Origin of the sequence: Desulfurella sp. (genome assembly GCF_023256235.1) — a bacterium.
GTDB lineage: Bacteria > Campylobacterota_A > Desulfurellia > Desulfurellales > Desulfurellaceae > Desulfurella.
This window is the reverse complement of the sequence record NZ_JAGDWY010000015.1, coordinates 2,673-17,306: the sequence shown is the minus strand read 5'-3', so window position 1 is coordinate 17,306 and position 14,634 is coordinate 2,673. Positions and strand designations below refer to the sequence as shown.

Below are 14,634 nucleotides of genomic sequence, written 5' to 3'. Positions count from 1 at the left end.
AACACAGTACAGGCAGGAATTGAATATAATCGGCATGCATGCATTTGAAGCTGAACTTGAAGTATTGCAATTTCTTGATTATGCAGTTGCAAATGATATAAAAGAAGTTCGCATTATCCATGGAAAAGGAAGTGGTGTATTAAAGGAAATGGTAAGGAATCTATTAAAGAATAGCAAATTTGTAGAAAGTTTTTCAATGGCGCCGCCAAATCTGGGCGGAGATGGTGCTACTATAGTGGTTTTAAAATGAACCTTGCACAAGAAATCAAAAATAGATTAGATATTGTAGATTTTATAAGCAGATATGTAAACTTAAAAAAAATTGGTTCTAATTATGTTGGCTTATGTCCTTTTCATTCAGAAAAAACACCTTCATTTACCGTAAACAAACAAAAGCAGTTTTTTCATTGCTTTGGTTGTGGAGAAAGCGGCGATGTAATAACTTTTTATATGAAAATAGAAAACCTGGAGTTTAAAGAAGCAATTAAAAACCTTGCGTTGGAGTTAGGATTGGATGCGGATACTTTAGATGAAAACACTAAAAAAGAAAATATACTTCTTGATATAAATAAACTTGCTTGCGAGTTTTTTCAAAATAAACTTAGAAACTCAAATCTTGCATTGAAATACTTAGAAAAAAGGCAAATAACAAGAAAAACTCAAGAATTATTTCAGCTTGGATATAACCCAGACGATAATTCATTGCTTGAATTTTTGCTCAAAAAATACACTATAAAGCAGATAAACGAAGTTGGGATTTTATCGAATTCTTATAATATATTTGGCGGCCGTTTGATGTTTCCGATACACGACGAATATGGACGCATTGTGGGTTTTGCAGGTAGAGCATTGCATGAAAACCAGAAAGCAAAGTATATTAATACAAAAGAAACAATTTTATTTTCGAAACAAAAAATACTTTATGGTTTCGATAAAGCAAAGGCTTTTGCAAAAGATTACCTTATTGTTTGCGAAGGTTATTTTGATTGTATAAGACTGCATCAGGAAGGTTTGCAATGTGCGTGTGCAACAATGGGCACAAATCTCTCCGATTATCACATCAGATTAATAAAAAAATATACAAATAAGATTTACTTCAATTTTGATACAGATAAAGCAGGCATAAACGCAATGCTAAAAAATACAAAGGTTTTGGGCAAACTGGATGCTTACGTAGTAGAATTTAATACTTTAGGTAATCAAAAGGAAGATCCAGATAGTTTTGTATTAAAATACTCTATAGATGAGTACAAAAAACAATTGCAAAATGCAAAAGACTATTTTAGTTTTTTAGAAGAAAAGATACTTACCCAGTATAACCTCCAAAATGCAAGGCTTCTTCATTCACAACCAATATTTGTTGCAAGCGCAATAAATTCTATAAAAAGCGCAATAGATAGCATAGATGATCCCGTAACAAAAAGTTTGTATTATTCAAAGGCAAGAAGACTCCTTAATCTCAATATACTCCAAAAAAATCCTTCTACTCAAGAAAAACCTAACAAAAAATATACAAAAAATCATTATATAATATCTTACTTATTAAAAGACCCTTTTCTGCTTGATTGGATAGAAGATAAAGAAGAATTTGCAAAAAATTTTAATGATGATCTTAAAAATATATTTTTAAAACTTATAGAAAATAACCAAATTAGTTTTGAAGAATTTGTATCAAATCTGGACAAACAAAGTGCATCGTTATGCTATGAACTATACCTATTGACAAATGAAGAAACCATTTCTCAAAAACGCATCAATTTTTTAATGCTTATAAATGCTATGGAAATAGAAAAACTTAAAAAACAGATGCAACATTTTCTAAAAGAGATTGCCAAAAATCCAAATAATGAAGAGCTAAAAGAACTTTACAGACAAACTAAAAACAAACTTCAAAGGCTAAAGAATGAATAAAATTAAGGTGCCATTTAAATTTAATTTAGAATACACACTTGAAAGCGGACAAATTTTCAGAATCTCAAAAATAAATGATGGTTATAGAATATTTTCAAGTGTAATATTTGATGTGTATTTTGATGGTAATTACTTATATTACAACAATGTAGATAAAAACTACATAATGAGATTTTTTTCACTGGATATTGATTTTGATAGAATTATTAACCAAATCATGCTTGACAATCACATAATTAAAGCAATAAAAGCATTTGAAGGTTTAATTATACTTACGCAAGATCCATACGAAACAACAGTGTCTTTTATCTGCTCTGCTTTCAACAATATAAAGCGCATAAGATTAATGCTTGATAAGGTAAGTGAGGTCTATGGTAATAAAACAGATTTAGGATATACATTTCCTTCTTGTAGCGTTAACTTTGAGGAAGAGGTATTATCTAAGTGTGGTTTTGGGTTTAGAAAAAGATACATTTCAAATCTTACACAAAACAAAGATTTTTTTGATAGCATCTATAAACTCGATACAAAAACAGCAAAAATAAAGTTAATGAACTTGCAAGGCATAGGTTCCAAGGTTGCAGACTGTATTTTGCTTTTTGCATACAGGCGTTATGAAGTTTTTTGCACTGATGTGTGGATAAAAAGAATAATTGAAAAGCTATACTTTAACAATCATAAACAAAGTGTAAGAACTATTGAAGAATTTGGAAAAAATTATTTTGGACAATATGCAGGCATTGCCCAGCAGTACTTGTTTTTGGCGGCAAAAAAAGGAGTTATATGAGTTATTTAATTGATTTGGCTGATTTTTTGGTTAAAGCTATTGGGGCGTCTGGATATTTAGGTATTTTTTTTCTGATGTTTTTAGAAAGCTCAATTGTACCACTACCGGGAGAATTTGTAATTCCACCTGCTGGTTATTTAGCTGCAGTTGGAAAAATGAACCTTTGGGTTGTTATTATTGATGGAACGCTTGGCAGTTTAGCTGGAGCGCTTTTTAACTACTATGTATCCAAAACACTTGGACTAAAAATTGTTTTAAAATTTAGTAAAATTTTTAGACTGGAAAAAGCACTAAAAAAAACTGTTGTTTTTTTTGAAAAACATGGTGCAATAAGTGTTTTTGTAGGAAGACTTTTGCCTACAATCAGACACCTTATTTCAATACCTGCTGGTTTATCTAAAATGAGGGTATTTGCCTTTTCACTTTTTACTACGCTTGGCGCTTTTATCTATACTGTAGGTCTTGCTTTAATTGGCTATTTTGTTGGTAAAAATCCTGATTTACTAAAATATTACATGCATAGGTTTAGCGCTGGATTAATTGCGTTTGCAGTGATTTTAATAATTGGATATATTTTTTATAGGAGAAAGTATGATAAGTGAGTTTAAAAGAATAGGAGATATGCTTTTTTTAATGGGGCTTGTTGATGCATCAAGTGGCAATATGAGCGCAAAGGTAAAAGATGGTATATGGATAACAAAAACTGGTAAATCTTTATATGGTCTAAAAAGCAAGGATATTGTAAAAATTGGGTTTGAAAGGGATGTTCGCTGGAATGCAGCTTCAAGTGAAGTAGAGTTGCATGTAAACATTTACAAAACAATTGATAAAGCAAGCGCTATTGTACACGCACATAGTCCTTACACAGTAGCTTTATCCATGGTATACTCTAAAATCATTCCCCTTGACCACGAAGGAAAGTTTTTTTTAAAACAAGTTGATGTGCTTGATATAAAAAACTGGGATGAAGCAAAAAATGCTATTGCTCAATATTTTAATGAAACAGAAAATAAAATTGTAATAGCAAAAGGACATGGGGTTTTTGCATTTTCTGATAATTTATTTGATGCTTTGAAGTTGGTTAGTGCTTTAGAATTTAGCTCTAAAATAATTTACCTAAAGGAGAACATTAAATGAAAGTAGTTTTAGTAGACTTTTTAAATGCATATCCTTTATATTATGCGCTTGTAAATAAAATTATAGACAATGACATTGAGTTTATAAAAAAAATGCCTTCTGTTTGTGCTAGGCTACTTTTTGAAAAACAGGTAGATGTAGGTATAGCGCCTTCCATAGAATACGCAAAATCTGATTACTATCTGGTACCTAACGTTTGCATATCAAGCGATTACAAGGTTAAAAGTGTAGCACTATTTTTAAAAAAACCGTTAAATAAAGTAAAAACCGTTAAGCTTGATAAAAATTCAAATACATCTGTTGCTCTTACTAAAATCCTTTTTGCTTATAAGTACAAATTGGAAGTTGACTATACACAGGAGAGAGCCGATTGCGAACTTGTAATAGGCGATAATGCCTTATATAGAATAGAACATACAGATGAAGAAATTATTGATTTAGCTTATGAATGGAAAGAGTTTAGCGGATATCCATTTGTTTTCGCTTTATGGATTGCAAATCATAAAATCCAAGCCAAATATATAGATTTGTTTTTAAAAGCTAAAGAATGGGGTGTAAGTAATCTTGATATAATTGCTGAAGCTTTTTGTGATACGCACAATTACGATTATGAAAAAGCTTATGATTATTTAAAAAACAACCTATCGTACGACTTAACAGAAAACAAAAAAAAGTCTCTTGAGCTTTTTTTTGATTACGCCTATAAATTGAACTTAATACCACAAAAACCAAAATTGCGTTTTTTAGATGAATAAAAGCACAAAGTATCTACTTTCTATCAGATTTTTGCGCAGCATTGGTCAGGGGTTATTAATTGTTGATTTTGCTTTGTATCTCAAAGCTTTAGGTTACAGCGCAACAACAATAGGTCTGGTTTATACATTTGTTAGTCTATTTGGTGCTTTTGGCAGTTTATTTGTAGGATTTGTTAGTGATAAAACCAAAAGAAAACCGTTTTTAATAATCTACACATTGCTTTTAATGTTTGCAAGTTTAGGAATGTTTTTTGCAAATAATATCTATGTAATAGCTATTTTTAGTGCTATTGGTAGCTTTGGTCTTGGAGCAAACGGTGCAGCTGGGCCTTTTTCTCCTGCAGAACAAGCATTGCTTGCCGAAAAAATACAACCAAACATGCGTGGTATGGTTTTTAGCTTAAATACAGCATTGGGTTTTTTGGGGATGTGTATTGGTTCTCTTCTAGCAATGTTTTTTGCTTTTTTAAATTTTACACAAAAAAACATGGATTACAGGTTACTTTTCTTTGTTGTTTTTTTGTTTGCAAGTATAACGCTTTATTTGCTTTTTAAAGTTGAAGAAAATTATAAACCTAAAATTTTAAAACAAGCATCGGATAAAAAAGAAGCAGGTATTGATAAAAAAGAAAATCTTAATTTAATTAAACTTATAGGCTTAAACAGTATAAATGGTCTAGCAATAGGTCTAAAGGGTCCACTGATAGCGTATTGGTTTGCATTAAGGTTTGGTGTTGGCGCAAAATTAATTGCTCCTGTTCTTGCAATAACTTTTTTACTAAGCGCAATACTATCCTTCTATACAGGTAAACTATCCCTAAGATTTGGGATCGTTAATTCTGTTTTTGCACAAAGGCTTGTTGGTCTGGTGTTTTTAATACTTTTACCACTTGCTCCAACATATTTTTTGGCATCGTTATTTTATATCTTTCACCAAATTTTTAACAGAAGTTCAGCTGGTGCAAGACAGGCACTTACTGTGAGTTTGGTTAGAGACAAAAGAAGGGGTTTTGCTGTTAGCTTGAATTCTGCTTCAATGCAGTTTCCACGCTCCATAGGTCCTTATGTAACTGGAGCTTTACTTGAAGCAAATTCATTCGAGATGCCCTTTTTTATGGCAGCTTTTTTGCAAGCTGCGTATTTGATTTTATACAAAAAAGTATTTAAAAACTTTAATTTTCCAGAAGAATAATTGTTTATTTGACTAAAATTATACAGTATGGTAATTTTAACTTATGATTTTGAATTTATTTTTTCTTATTATTAGCATTGCGTTTATTGTTGTTGCTAGCGAAATGTTTACAAATTCTTTAGAATATATAGGCTCTAAATTAAAACTTTCACAGGCAGTTATAGGTTCAATACTTGCCGCTATTGGAACAGCCCTGCCAGAAACTATATTGCCAATTATTGCAATCTTGTTTCTAAAAAATTCAGCTCATGAAATAGGAATTGGTGCAATTTTGGGAGCACCTTTTATGCTTTCAACGCTTGGTTTTTTGATGATTGGTATTGGTGTGGTTATTAGACATTTATTAAAAAAAGGCTCATTTAATCTGAAAATTGAAGAAAAAACAACAAAACGGGATCTTACTTTTTTTTTAATATCTTACATTATTGCAATTTTAGCAACTCAATTTAACCATATAAAAGGTATATTTGCATTTGCTGTAATTGGCATATATCTAGTTTATTTGTATTTAACATTTAATGGTAGAAGCTCAAAGCTTGAATTTAAAGACAATTTATATTTTTTTAAACTCTTTAAAATAAAAGAAAACCTTCTATCCGGTTTTTTTCAATTAATTGTGTCTTTGGCTATTATTATTTTTGGTGCTTATGCTTTTGTCAATGGTTTAAGTATTATAAGCCAACATTTTGGCTTTAATCCTCTGATATTTTCTCTATTAATTTCTCCAATAGCAACTGAGCTTCCAGAAAAAATTAATTCTCTAACTTGGACATTAAAAAACAAAGATATTTTGGCTTTTGGTAACATAAGTGGTGCTATGGTTTTTCAATCAACATTTCCAGTAAGTGTTGGAATTTTACTAACCAATTGGACTATTACGCAAAATGCTCTTTTGAGCGCGTACATTGCATTATTTAATATTGCTTTAATGCTTTTATGGGTTTGCCTGCTAAAAAAAATAAATGGGTGGGTTTTTAGCATAAACCTTATGACTTATATTTATTATATAATTAAAGTTATATAATTTTTTTTGTAGTTATTGTTCGTGAATTTTATATTTGTTTTAAACAAAAGTTTTATTTTTAAATTAATTTAATTATAAATAATTGACAAAATGTAACTAAAAAATTATAATTAAAATTAACTTTTAAGTAAGGGGGTTTTTATGAAACGTTTGCTGTTTAAAACAGTTTTATTTGCTCTTGTAACTATCTTTGCTATTGGCTATGGAGTAAGTAAAACTTATGCAGCTAGCAACACCATAAAAGTAGGTGTTGTGTATTCAATGACAGGACCGGTCGCTTCTTTTGAACAAAGTGCATGGCAAGGTTTACAGGTAGCAAAAGAAATCATGCCTACGGCTTTGGGTAAAAAAATTGATCTGATCCTCGTTGATGATCAAGGCGATAAGGTTCAGGCAGCTAATGCTGTAAACAAACTAATTTATGACAACAAAGTAGATGCAATTATTGGACCTTTAATTTCGGGCAATGTTATGTCTGCAACTCCAATTGTAGAAAAAGCTAAAATTCCTTTAATTACGCCAACTGGAACAAACCCATTGTTAACAGAAGGCAAAAACTTTATATCCAGAGCCTGCTTTATTGATCCATTTCAAGGAAAAGTTGCAGCAATTTATGCTGTAAAAGACTTACATGCAAAAACTGCTGCACTAGTAATTGATTCTGCTCAAGATTATTCAGTTGGTCTTGCAAAGTTTTTTGAGGAAAATTTTAAAAAATTAGGTGGCAAAATTGTAGCTAAAACATTTATACAAACAGGCGAAAGTAACTTTTCTGCTCAAATTGCTTCACTTAAGCCAGCAAATCCACAAATTATCTATATGCCTTGCTATTACCAGGAAATAGCTTTGTTTGCAAGACAAGCCAGAGAATTTGGGTTAAAACAGCCTATACTTGCTGGTGATGGCGCAGCTGAGGCTGCTTTAATAAAAGTAGGCGGCGCTGCTGTTAATGGACTTACATTTACTACTGGTTTTGCACCAGAAGCCATAAAAACTGCATTGGGTAAAAAATTCGAACAAGCCTATCAAGCAAAGTATCATAAACTTCCAGATAACTTTGCTGCTTTATCAGCAGATGCTTATTTTATGTTAGTCAATGCAATTGATAGGGCAAAATCAGATAACCCAATTAAAATCAACACTGCACTTAGACAAACCAAAAACTTCCAGGGTGTAACCGGTAACATAACACTTGTTAATGGTAATGCAATAAAACCTGCGGTTATTGAGAAGGTGGAAAACGGTAAATTTGTATATGTTACTACGATTAATCCGTAGTTTTGCAATATCTTTTGGAGCAGAGTCTTCTGCTCCTTTAAACTTTTAATACATACCTAAAAAGGTGGCTAAATAGATGTTAACAACAGTTTTGCAACAATTAATAAATGGTCTTTCTGCTGGAAGCCTATATGCTCTTGTAGCAATTGGATATACTATGGTATATGGCGTTTTGAGAATGATTAACTTTGCGCATGGCGACATCTTGATGGTTGGAGCATATCTTGCGTTTTTTGGAATTAGTGCTTTTATGCTACCATGGTGGGTATCATTTATTACTGCAATTATTTTAACAGGTTTTGTAGGTGTATTGGTAGAGAAATTAGCTTACAAACCCATTCGTAATGCAAGCAGGGTTTCTTTACTCATTACTGCTGTGGGTGTGTCGTTTTTTCTTGAAAATTTATTTTTAGTGTTATTTGGTGGGGTACCAAAGGCTTTTCCTATAGCACCAATATTTCATGGTGTTTTGAATTATAATCAATTATATTTGCCTGTTGTTAGTATTTACACCCCTATTGTTGCACTTGTTTTGTTATATATGCTGCTTTATATCTTGCATCATACAAAATACGGTATGGCTATGCGCTCAATCGCACTGGATATTGATACAACAAGTTTAATGGGTATAAATGTAGATATAGTTATCTCTTTGGTTTTTTTTATAGGCTCTTCTTTGGCTGCTGTTGGCGGGATATTATGGTCCACACAGTATCCTTCAATAAATCCATTAATGGGTATAATGCCAGGGCTTAAAGCATTTGCTGCTGCAGTTTTAGGTGGTATAGGGGATGTTGCTGGAGCTGCGATCGGTGGACTAATTCTTGGAATAGCAGAAGTTTTAATAGTAGCATTTTTCCCTAGTTTGGCTGGTTATAAAGACGCATTTGCATTTTTGTTATTAATACTTGTGCTTTTGTTTAAACCTACTGGTATTATGGGAAAAGAACTTGAAAGGAAGAGATTTTAATATGAAAAGAAATACAATTTTAACAATCTTAAGTATAATATTACTGTTTGTTTTTTTATATTATGCAAGTCATCACTTTAGTCGTTATACAATAATTATACTAAATAATATAGCTATTACTATGATACTGGCTGTTAGCTATAATCTGATCAATGGTATTACTGGACAATTTTCTCTTGCTCCAAATGGTTTTGCTGCAGTTGGTGCCTATACTGCTGCACTTTTGAGTTTGACGCCAGCACAAAAACAAGCAATGTTTATAATAGACCCTATTATGCCTTTTTTGGGCTCAATCCACCTGCCTTTTTTGGCTGCACTTATAGTTGCTGGACTTGTAACAGCTTTTTTTGGATTTATTTTGGGATTTCCTGTGTTTAGAACAAGAGGCGATTACCTTGCTATTGTTACACTTGGATTTGGTATTGTTATAGATATTGTTGCAAACAATGCAATTACAATAACAAACGGCCCTTTAGGTCTAAAAGGCATATCAAACTATACGAATGTTTGGTGGAGCTATGGATGGCTTGTATTTACTATTTTTGTAGTTATGAGTATAATAAACTCCAATTACGGTAGAGCTATGAAAGCAATAAGAGACGATGAAGATGCAGCTGTAGCTATGGGCATAAATACATTTAAAATGAAAATGATCGCTTTTGTTGTAGGTGCTTTTTTTCAGGGTGTTGCAGGAGGTTTGCTTGCACACTTAATTACAACTATTTCTCCAACACTTTTTACATTTTTCTTAACATTCAATTTGCTTGTAATTATAGTTATGGGTGGTCTTGGTAGCATAACAGGAACAGTTATAGCTACAATCGTTATTGTTTGGGGATCAGAACTGCTTAGAGTATTTGATCAACCAATGCATATATTTGGTATAACAACACCAGGCATACCTGGCTTAAGAATGATCATTTTTGCTTTACTGTTAATTTTAACCATGCTTTTTGCAAGAGAAGGAATAATGGGAAAGAAAGAATTCTCATGGGATTGGCTATTTAATGCTATAAAAGGTGGCATAAAAAATGGAAAATAATATACTTGTATGCGAACATATTACAATGAAGTTTGGTGGTCTTGTTGCTCTAAATGATGTTAGTTTAAATGTTACCAAATCAAGCATAACTGGTTTAATTGGACCCAATGGCGCAGGAAAAACTACAATGTTTAATGTTATAACATGCAACTTGAAACCAACCTTAGGAAATATTTTTTTTGAAGGCAAAAATATAACAGGTTTTAAGCCTTATAAAATTGTACCTCTTGGTATGGCAAGGACATTTCAAAATATAAGATTATTTGAAAATTTAACCGTTCTTGAAAACATAATGATAGGTTTTGCACATAAAGTTAAATATAGATTATTTGAGCCAATTTTAAAAACACCAAAATTTTTAAATCAAGAAAAAGAAATAAAAATAAAAGCGCTTGAATTATTAGAAAAGGTAAATTTAAAAGAAAAAGCGCATTTAAAAGCAACAGGTCTGTCTTATGGAGAACAAAGAAAAGTTGAAATTGCAAGAGCTCTTGCAACTTCGCCAAAACTACTACTTTTAGATGAGCCTGCAGCAGGCATGAACCCAAGTGAAAAGATAGCCTTAATGTACTTTATAAAAGAAATTAAAGATTCATTCAATCTAACCATACTTTTGATAGAACACGATATGAAGTTTGTAATGGGAATCTGCCAAAAAATTTATGTACTTGACTATGGTGCTAAAATTGCAGAAGGTACACCTGAAGAAATTCAAAAAAACCCAAAAGTTATAGCGGCTTATTTAGGGGAAGCAAATGTTAAAGGTTAAAAATTTAAATGTTTTTTATAAACTTATACACGCAGTAAACGATATATCTTTTGACGTGCCTGAAGGCAAAATAGTAACATTAATAGGACCGAACGGTGCTGGAAAATCAAGTACGCTGAAATCCATTGTGGGACTTGTAGCATCAAGTGGTCAAATAAATTTTTTATCGCATAATATATCAAAAGAAAAAACATACCAGCGAATTAAACGTGGCATAGCACTCGTGCCAGAAGGTAGAAAAGTTTTTGTTAATCTGACAGTTCTAGAAAATTTACGCATTGGGGCATTTAATAAACCAGCTTCTACATTAGAAGAAAAATATGAACGGATTTTTCAAATATTTCCTATATTAAAAAAACGTGCCAAACAATATGCTGGAACACTTTCTGGTGGTGAACAACAAATGTTGGCTTTAGGCAGAGCCCTTATGAGTGAGCCTTCCCTTTTAATGCTTGATGAACCATCGCTTGGTTTGGCACCAAAAGTTGTACAAGAAGTTTTTGAGATAATCCAGCACTTAAATCGTGAAGGTATGACAATTTTGCTTGTAGAGCAAAATGCAGCAATGGCATTAAAAATTGCTCATTATGGTTATGTACTTGAGGCAGGCAAAATTGTGCTTGAAGATGTTGCCCAAAACTTGTTACAAAACGAAGATGTAAGAAAAAGTTACCTGGGGGAGATGTAAAATTAGCATAGAATGTATTTTTGATAATATTTACAAAATAGAAGTACCCCTGCCTCAAAACCCCCTTAAATCAATAAACTCTTATGTGATAAAAGGAGAAAGAAGTTTAATTATTGATACTGGTATGAATAGAATTGAATGCGAGCAGACACTAAAATATGCTTTGGCAAAACTAGATATTGATCTTGAAAAAACAGATCTTTTTATTACTCACATGCATGCAGACCATAGTGGATTAATTGGTAAATTATCAACACCACAATCAATTGTATATTTTACCAAAGAAGATGCGCCATACATATTAGGCACAAACTGGGAAGAATTCTGGCTTGAAGAAGCAAATTATGCAAAAAAATTTGGGTTTCCAATAGATTCTCTGTCAAATGCAATAAAAAAACATCCAGGTTATAAATACGCTTTAAGGGGCAATCTTCTTTCAAAAATTTCTTATGTTGAAGATCAGCAGGTACTAAATTACGGCAACTTGGAACTTAAATGTATTAAAACACCAGGCCACACGAAAGGTATTGTATGTCTATATGAAGCTAATAAAAAATTATTTTTTTCGTCGGATCATGTGTTAGAAGATATAACTCCAAATATATCTGCAGCATACGAAAACAAAAACCCTCTAAAAGAATATCTAGAAAGTCTTGATAAAGTTTATAATTTTGATGTAGATATGGTTTTGCCTGGACACAGAAGAATTTTTTATAATTTACAAAAAAGAATTGATGAGCTTAAAAAACACCATGAAGAAAGATTAAATGAAGTATTGAATCTTATTGATACAAAAACTCCAAATGATGCCTACAAAGTAGCCTCACTGATGCATTGGGATATAAAGTACAAAAACTGGGAAGATTTTCCTATTGCTCAAAAATGGTTTGCACATTCAGAAGCACTAGCGCACCTGTTGTATCTTGTTGATACAAACAAAGCAAAAATCTTAATCCAAGACGATAAATACTATTTTTTAAAAACTTGACATTTATTTTTCTAAGTAATATAAGATTAAATAATTTAATTAAGAAAGGAGTTTGTTATGCAAATAGCGTATCTTTTAAAGCCAAAATCCCAAAGAAGAAAAGAACAATTAAAACCTACTCAACCCTTACCTTTTGGTCAATTAAGAACTGATCACATGTTTTTGATTGATTATGAAGATGGAGAATGGCAAAACGCACGTATTGTACCATATGAGCCATTTACTATATCACCTGGTGCAATTGCACTACACTATGGACAGGCTTTATTTGAAGGTGCAAAAGCTTTTATGCATCCAGATAATGAAATCTATACATTCAGAATAGATAAAAATGCAAAAAGATTAAATAAATCAGCCGAAATTCTCTGTATGCCATCCATTGATGAAAACCTTCAAATAGAAGCCATACACGCATTGATAGATGTTGATAGATTGTGGCTTCCAATTCAGAATGGTGCTTCACTATACATTAGGCCATTTATGTTTGCAACTGAAGATTCTTTAGGTGTGCATCCAAGTAAGTCTTATAGATATGCAATCATTTTATCACCAAGCGGTCCATACTACCCAGAAGGATTTACTAAACCAATCAGGCTTCTTATAACCAAAAAATTTCACAGAGCTGTAAGCGGTGGCACTGGTGAATCAAAAGCCGCAGGCAACTATGCTGCATCTTTGAGAGCTGGAGAGTTTGCAAAACAATTTGGTGCAAGCCAGGTTCTTTATTTAGATGCTCAAAATAAATACATTGAGGAAGCTGGGGCAATGAATCATTACCATATAGAAAAAGATGGGACAGTAGTTATACCTGAGTTTACTGATACGGTATTAAGAAGTATTACTTCTGAATCTATTATTGAATTACAAAACTCTTTAGGACTTAAAGTAATACAAAAAAGAGTTGCTTTAGACGAATTCATTGAAAAAATTAAAAGTAAAGAAATAATTGAAGCAGGTGGATTCGGTACAGCAGCTGTAGTATCACCTGTTGGTGAATATGTTTTTGAAGACAATAGTATTTTAACTGTAGGAGATGGTTCTATTGGAGCATACTCAAGAAAAATTTACGAGTATTATACTGGTTTACAAACAGGAAAAATTGCTGCACCTAATGGTTGGCTAAAAAAAGTAGAAAAAAGAATTTAAAGCTTTAAGACGCAAAGTTTTGGCTTTGCGTCTTTTTATGCAAAGAATATATATAAATAATCAAAAGTGATAAAATTATAAAAAAAGAACCAATTAAATCTGGTAAGCTGAATTTTTCATGTAGTTGAATATATGATTCTATCATTGCAAATACAGGTATTGCCAGTGATGATAAGCCAACTATACTTGCTGGGAGTTTTTTTAATAGAAAAATCCATAAAAACCATGCAAAAGCCGTAGCTATTATACCCGTGTAGAGAATTGCAAAAATTAAATAACTATTTAAAACAACAGTTCTTTGATAAGGTATCAAAACGTTAAACAAAATAACAACTAAAACGACAAATACCATTTGCCAAAATGTAAGAGAAAATACATCCCAATGAGGATATTTTTCCCAAATAATTACAGAAACTACATTTCCGATACCCCAGCTTACACCATATAGTATTGCGAATAAATATCCCAAAACACTCGCCCTGAAATACCAGGGCTGCATTATAAGCACAAGACCCAAAAAAGATAAGCTAATGGGAATATATTTTATTTTTTCCAGCTTTGTTTTTAAAATTAATCTTTCTAATAATATTGTCCAAAAGGGCATAATATAGCCCAAAACAGTTACTTTTCCAGCAGATGAATAAACCAAAGCCAAATTGTAAAAAACAACAGGTAAAGCATTTTGAAATAAACCCAATAAAAAAGCCCATTTTATACTTTTTGGTTTTTCAAGTTTTTTCATAAATGCTGTAATTAAAAATAAAAACAAAAATCCCACTAAAACTCGCCAGAGTGTAAATTCAAAAGGACCAATATAGTTTAGTGCAATCTTTGTAACAACAGCAGTATACGACCAACCAAGGATTAATAAAACAAAAGCAACATACAGCATATCTTATTCTTTTGTTTGCCTAAACCAAACAGGCGTATCTTCAAGTTGTTTTGCT

At 31.8% G+C, this 14,634-nt stretch carries 16 protein-coding genes; 15 read left to right on the top strand and 1 reads right to left on the bottom strand.

Annotation, left to right across the window (positions count from 1 at the left end):
- The 15 genes from Q0C22_RS01575 to Q0C22_RS01505 form a co-directional block, all read left to right on the top strand.
- Positions 1 to 250, top strand: a 250-nt coding sequence (locus tag Q0C22_RS01575; protein WP_291490337.1) for a Smr/MutS family protein, incomplete at its 5' end; no start/stop codon positions are given.
- Positions 247 to 1,911, top strand: a complete 1,665-nt coding sequence (gene dnaG, locus Q0C22_RS01570) for a DNA primase (protein ID WP_291490336.1) — start codon at positions 247 to 249, stop codon at positions 1,909 to 1,911. The genes Q0C22_RS01575 and dnaG, both read left to right, overlap by 4 nt.
- On the top strand, positions 1,904 to 2,698 hold the full coding sequence (locus tag Q0C22_RS01565; RefSeq protein ID WP_291490335.1) for a DNA glycosylase: 795 nt from the start codon (positions 1,904 to 1,906) through the stop codon (positions 2,696 to 2,698). Before dnaG ends, Q0C22_RS01565 begins: the two co-directional genes overlap by 8 nt.
- On the top strand, positions 2,695 to 3,300 hold the full coding sequence (locus tag Q0C22_RS01560) for a DedA family protein (protein WP_291490334.1): 606 nt from the start codon (positions 2,695 to 2,697) through the stop codon (positions 3,298 to 3,300). Before Q0C22_RS01565 ends, Q0C22_RS01560 begins: the two co-directional genes overlap by 4 nt.
- Complete coding sequence (locus tag Q0C22_RS01555; protein WP_291490333.1) at positions 3,290 to 3,835, top strand: class II aldolase/adducin family protein; 546 nt, start codon at positions 3,290 to 3,292, stop codon at positions 3,833 to 3,835. Before Q0C22_RS01560 ends, Q0C22_RS01555 begins: the two co-directional genes overlap by 11 nt.
- Complete coding sequence (locus Q0C22_RS01550; RefSeq protein ID WP_291490332.1) at positions 3,832 to 4,590, top strand: menaquinone biosynthetic enzyme MqnA/MqnD family protein; 759 nt, start codon at positions 3,832 to 3,834, stop codon at positions 4,588 to 4,590. The genes Q0C22_RS01555 and Q0C22_RS01550 overlap by 4 nt, the downstream gene beginning before the upstream one ends.
- Positions 4,583 to 5,782, top strand: a complete 1,200-nt coding sequence (locus Q0C22_RS01545) for an MFS transporter (protein WP_291490331.1) — start codon at positions 4,583 to 4,585, stop codon at positions 5,780 to 5,782. The genes Q0C22_RS01550 and Q0C22_RS01545 overlap by 8 nt, the downstream gene beginning before the upstream one ends.
- A 43-nt stretch (positions 5,783 to 5,825) precedes the next feature.
- Positions 5,826 to 6,806: a sodium:calcium antiporter gene (locus Q0C22_RS01540; protein ID WP_291490330.1), complete on the top strand. Its 981-nt coding sequence runs from the start codon at positions 5,826 to 5,828 to the stop codon at positions 6,804 to 6,806.
- Positions 6,807 to 6,947: 141 nt separating this feature from the next.
- Positions 6,948 to 8,084, top strand: coding sequence for an ABC transporter substrate-binding protein (locus tag Q0C22_RS01535; RefSeq protein ID WP_291490329.1), 1,137 nt, complete (start codon positions 6,948 to 6,950; stop codon positions 8,082 to 8,084).
- Positions 8,085 to 8,160: 76 nt separating this feature from the next.
- Positions 8,161 to 9,054, top strand: a complete 894-nt coding sequence (locus Q0C22_RS01530) for a branched-chain amino acid ABC transporter permease (protein WP_291490328.1) — start codon at positions 8,161 to 8,163, stop codon at positions 9,052 to 9,054.
- Between the two features lies 1 nt (position 9,055).
- Positions 9,056 to 10,096: a branched-chain amino acid ABC transporter permease gene (locus Q0C22_RS01525; protein ID WP_025392006.1), complete on the top strand. Its 1,041-nt coding sequence runs from the start codon at positions 9,056 to 9,058 to the stop codon at positions 10,094 to 10,096.
- Positions 10,086 to 10,865, top strand: coding sequence for an ABC transporter ATP-binding protein (locus Q0C22_RS01520; protein WP_291490327.1), 780 nt, complete (start codon positions 10,086 to 10,088; stop codon positions 10,863 to 10,865). The genes Q0C22_RS01525 and Q0C22_RS01520 overlap by 11 nt, the downstream gene beginning before the upstream one ends.
- Positions 10,852 to 11,553: an ABC transporter ATP-binding protein gene (locus Q0C22_RS01515; RefSeq protein WP_291490326.1), complete on the top strand. Its 702-nt coding sequence runs from the start codon at positions 10,852 to 10,854 to the stop codon at positions 11,551 to 11,553. The genes Q0C22_RS01520 and Q0C22_RS01515 overlap by 14 nt, the downstream gene beginning before the upstream one ends.
- Position 11,554: 1 nt before the next feature.
- Entirely contained in the window at positions 11,555 to 12,541 is a 987-nt protein-coding gene (locus Q0C22_RS01510) for an MBL fold metallo-hydrolase (protein WP_367172080.1), read from the top strand.
- A 57-nt stretch (positions 12,542 to 12,598) separates the two neighbouring features.
- Positions 12,599 to 13,687, top strand: a complete 1,089-nt coding sequence (locus Q0C22_RS01505) for a branched-chain amino acid aminotransferase (protein WP_291490325.1) — start codon at positions 12,599 to 12,601, stop codon at positions 13,685 to 13,687.
- A 4-nt stretch (positions 13,688 to 13,691) separates the two neighbouring features.
- Here Q0C22_RS01505 and Q0C22_RS01500 read toward each other — a convergent pair whose 3' ends face one another.
- On the bottom strand, positions 13,692 to 14,579 hold the full coding sequence (locus Q0C22_RS01500; protein ID WP_291490324.1) for a DMT family transporter: 888 nt from the start codon (positions 14,577 to 14,579) through the stop codon (positions 13,692 to 13,694).
- Positions 14,580 to 14,634 lie beyond the last annotated feature (55 nt).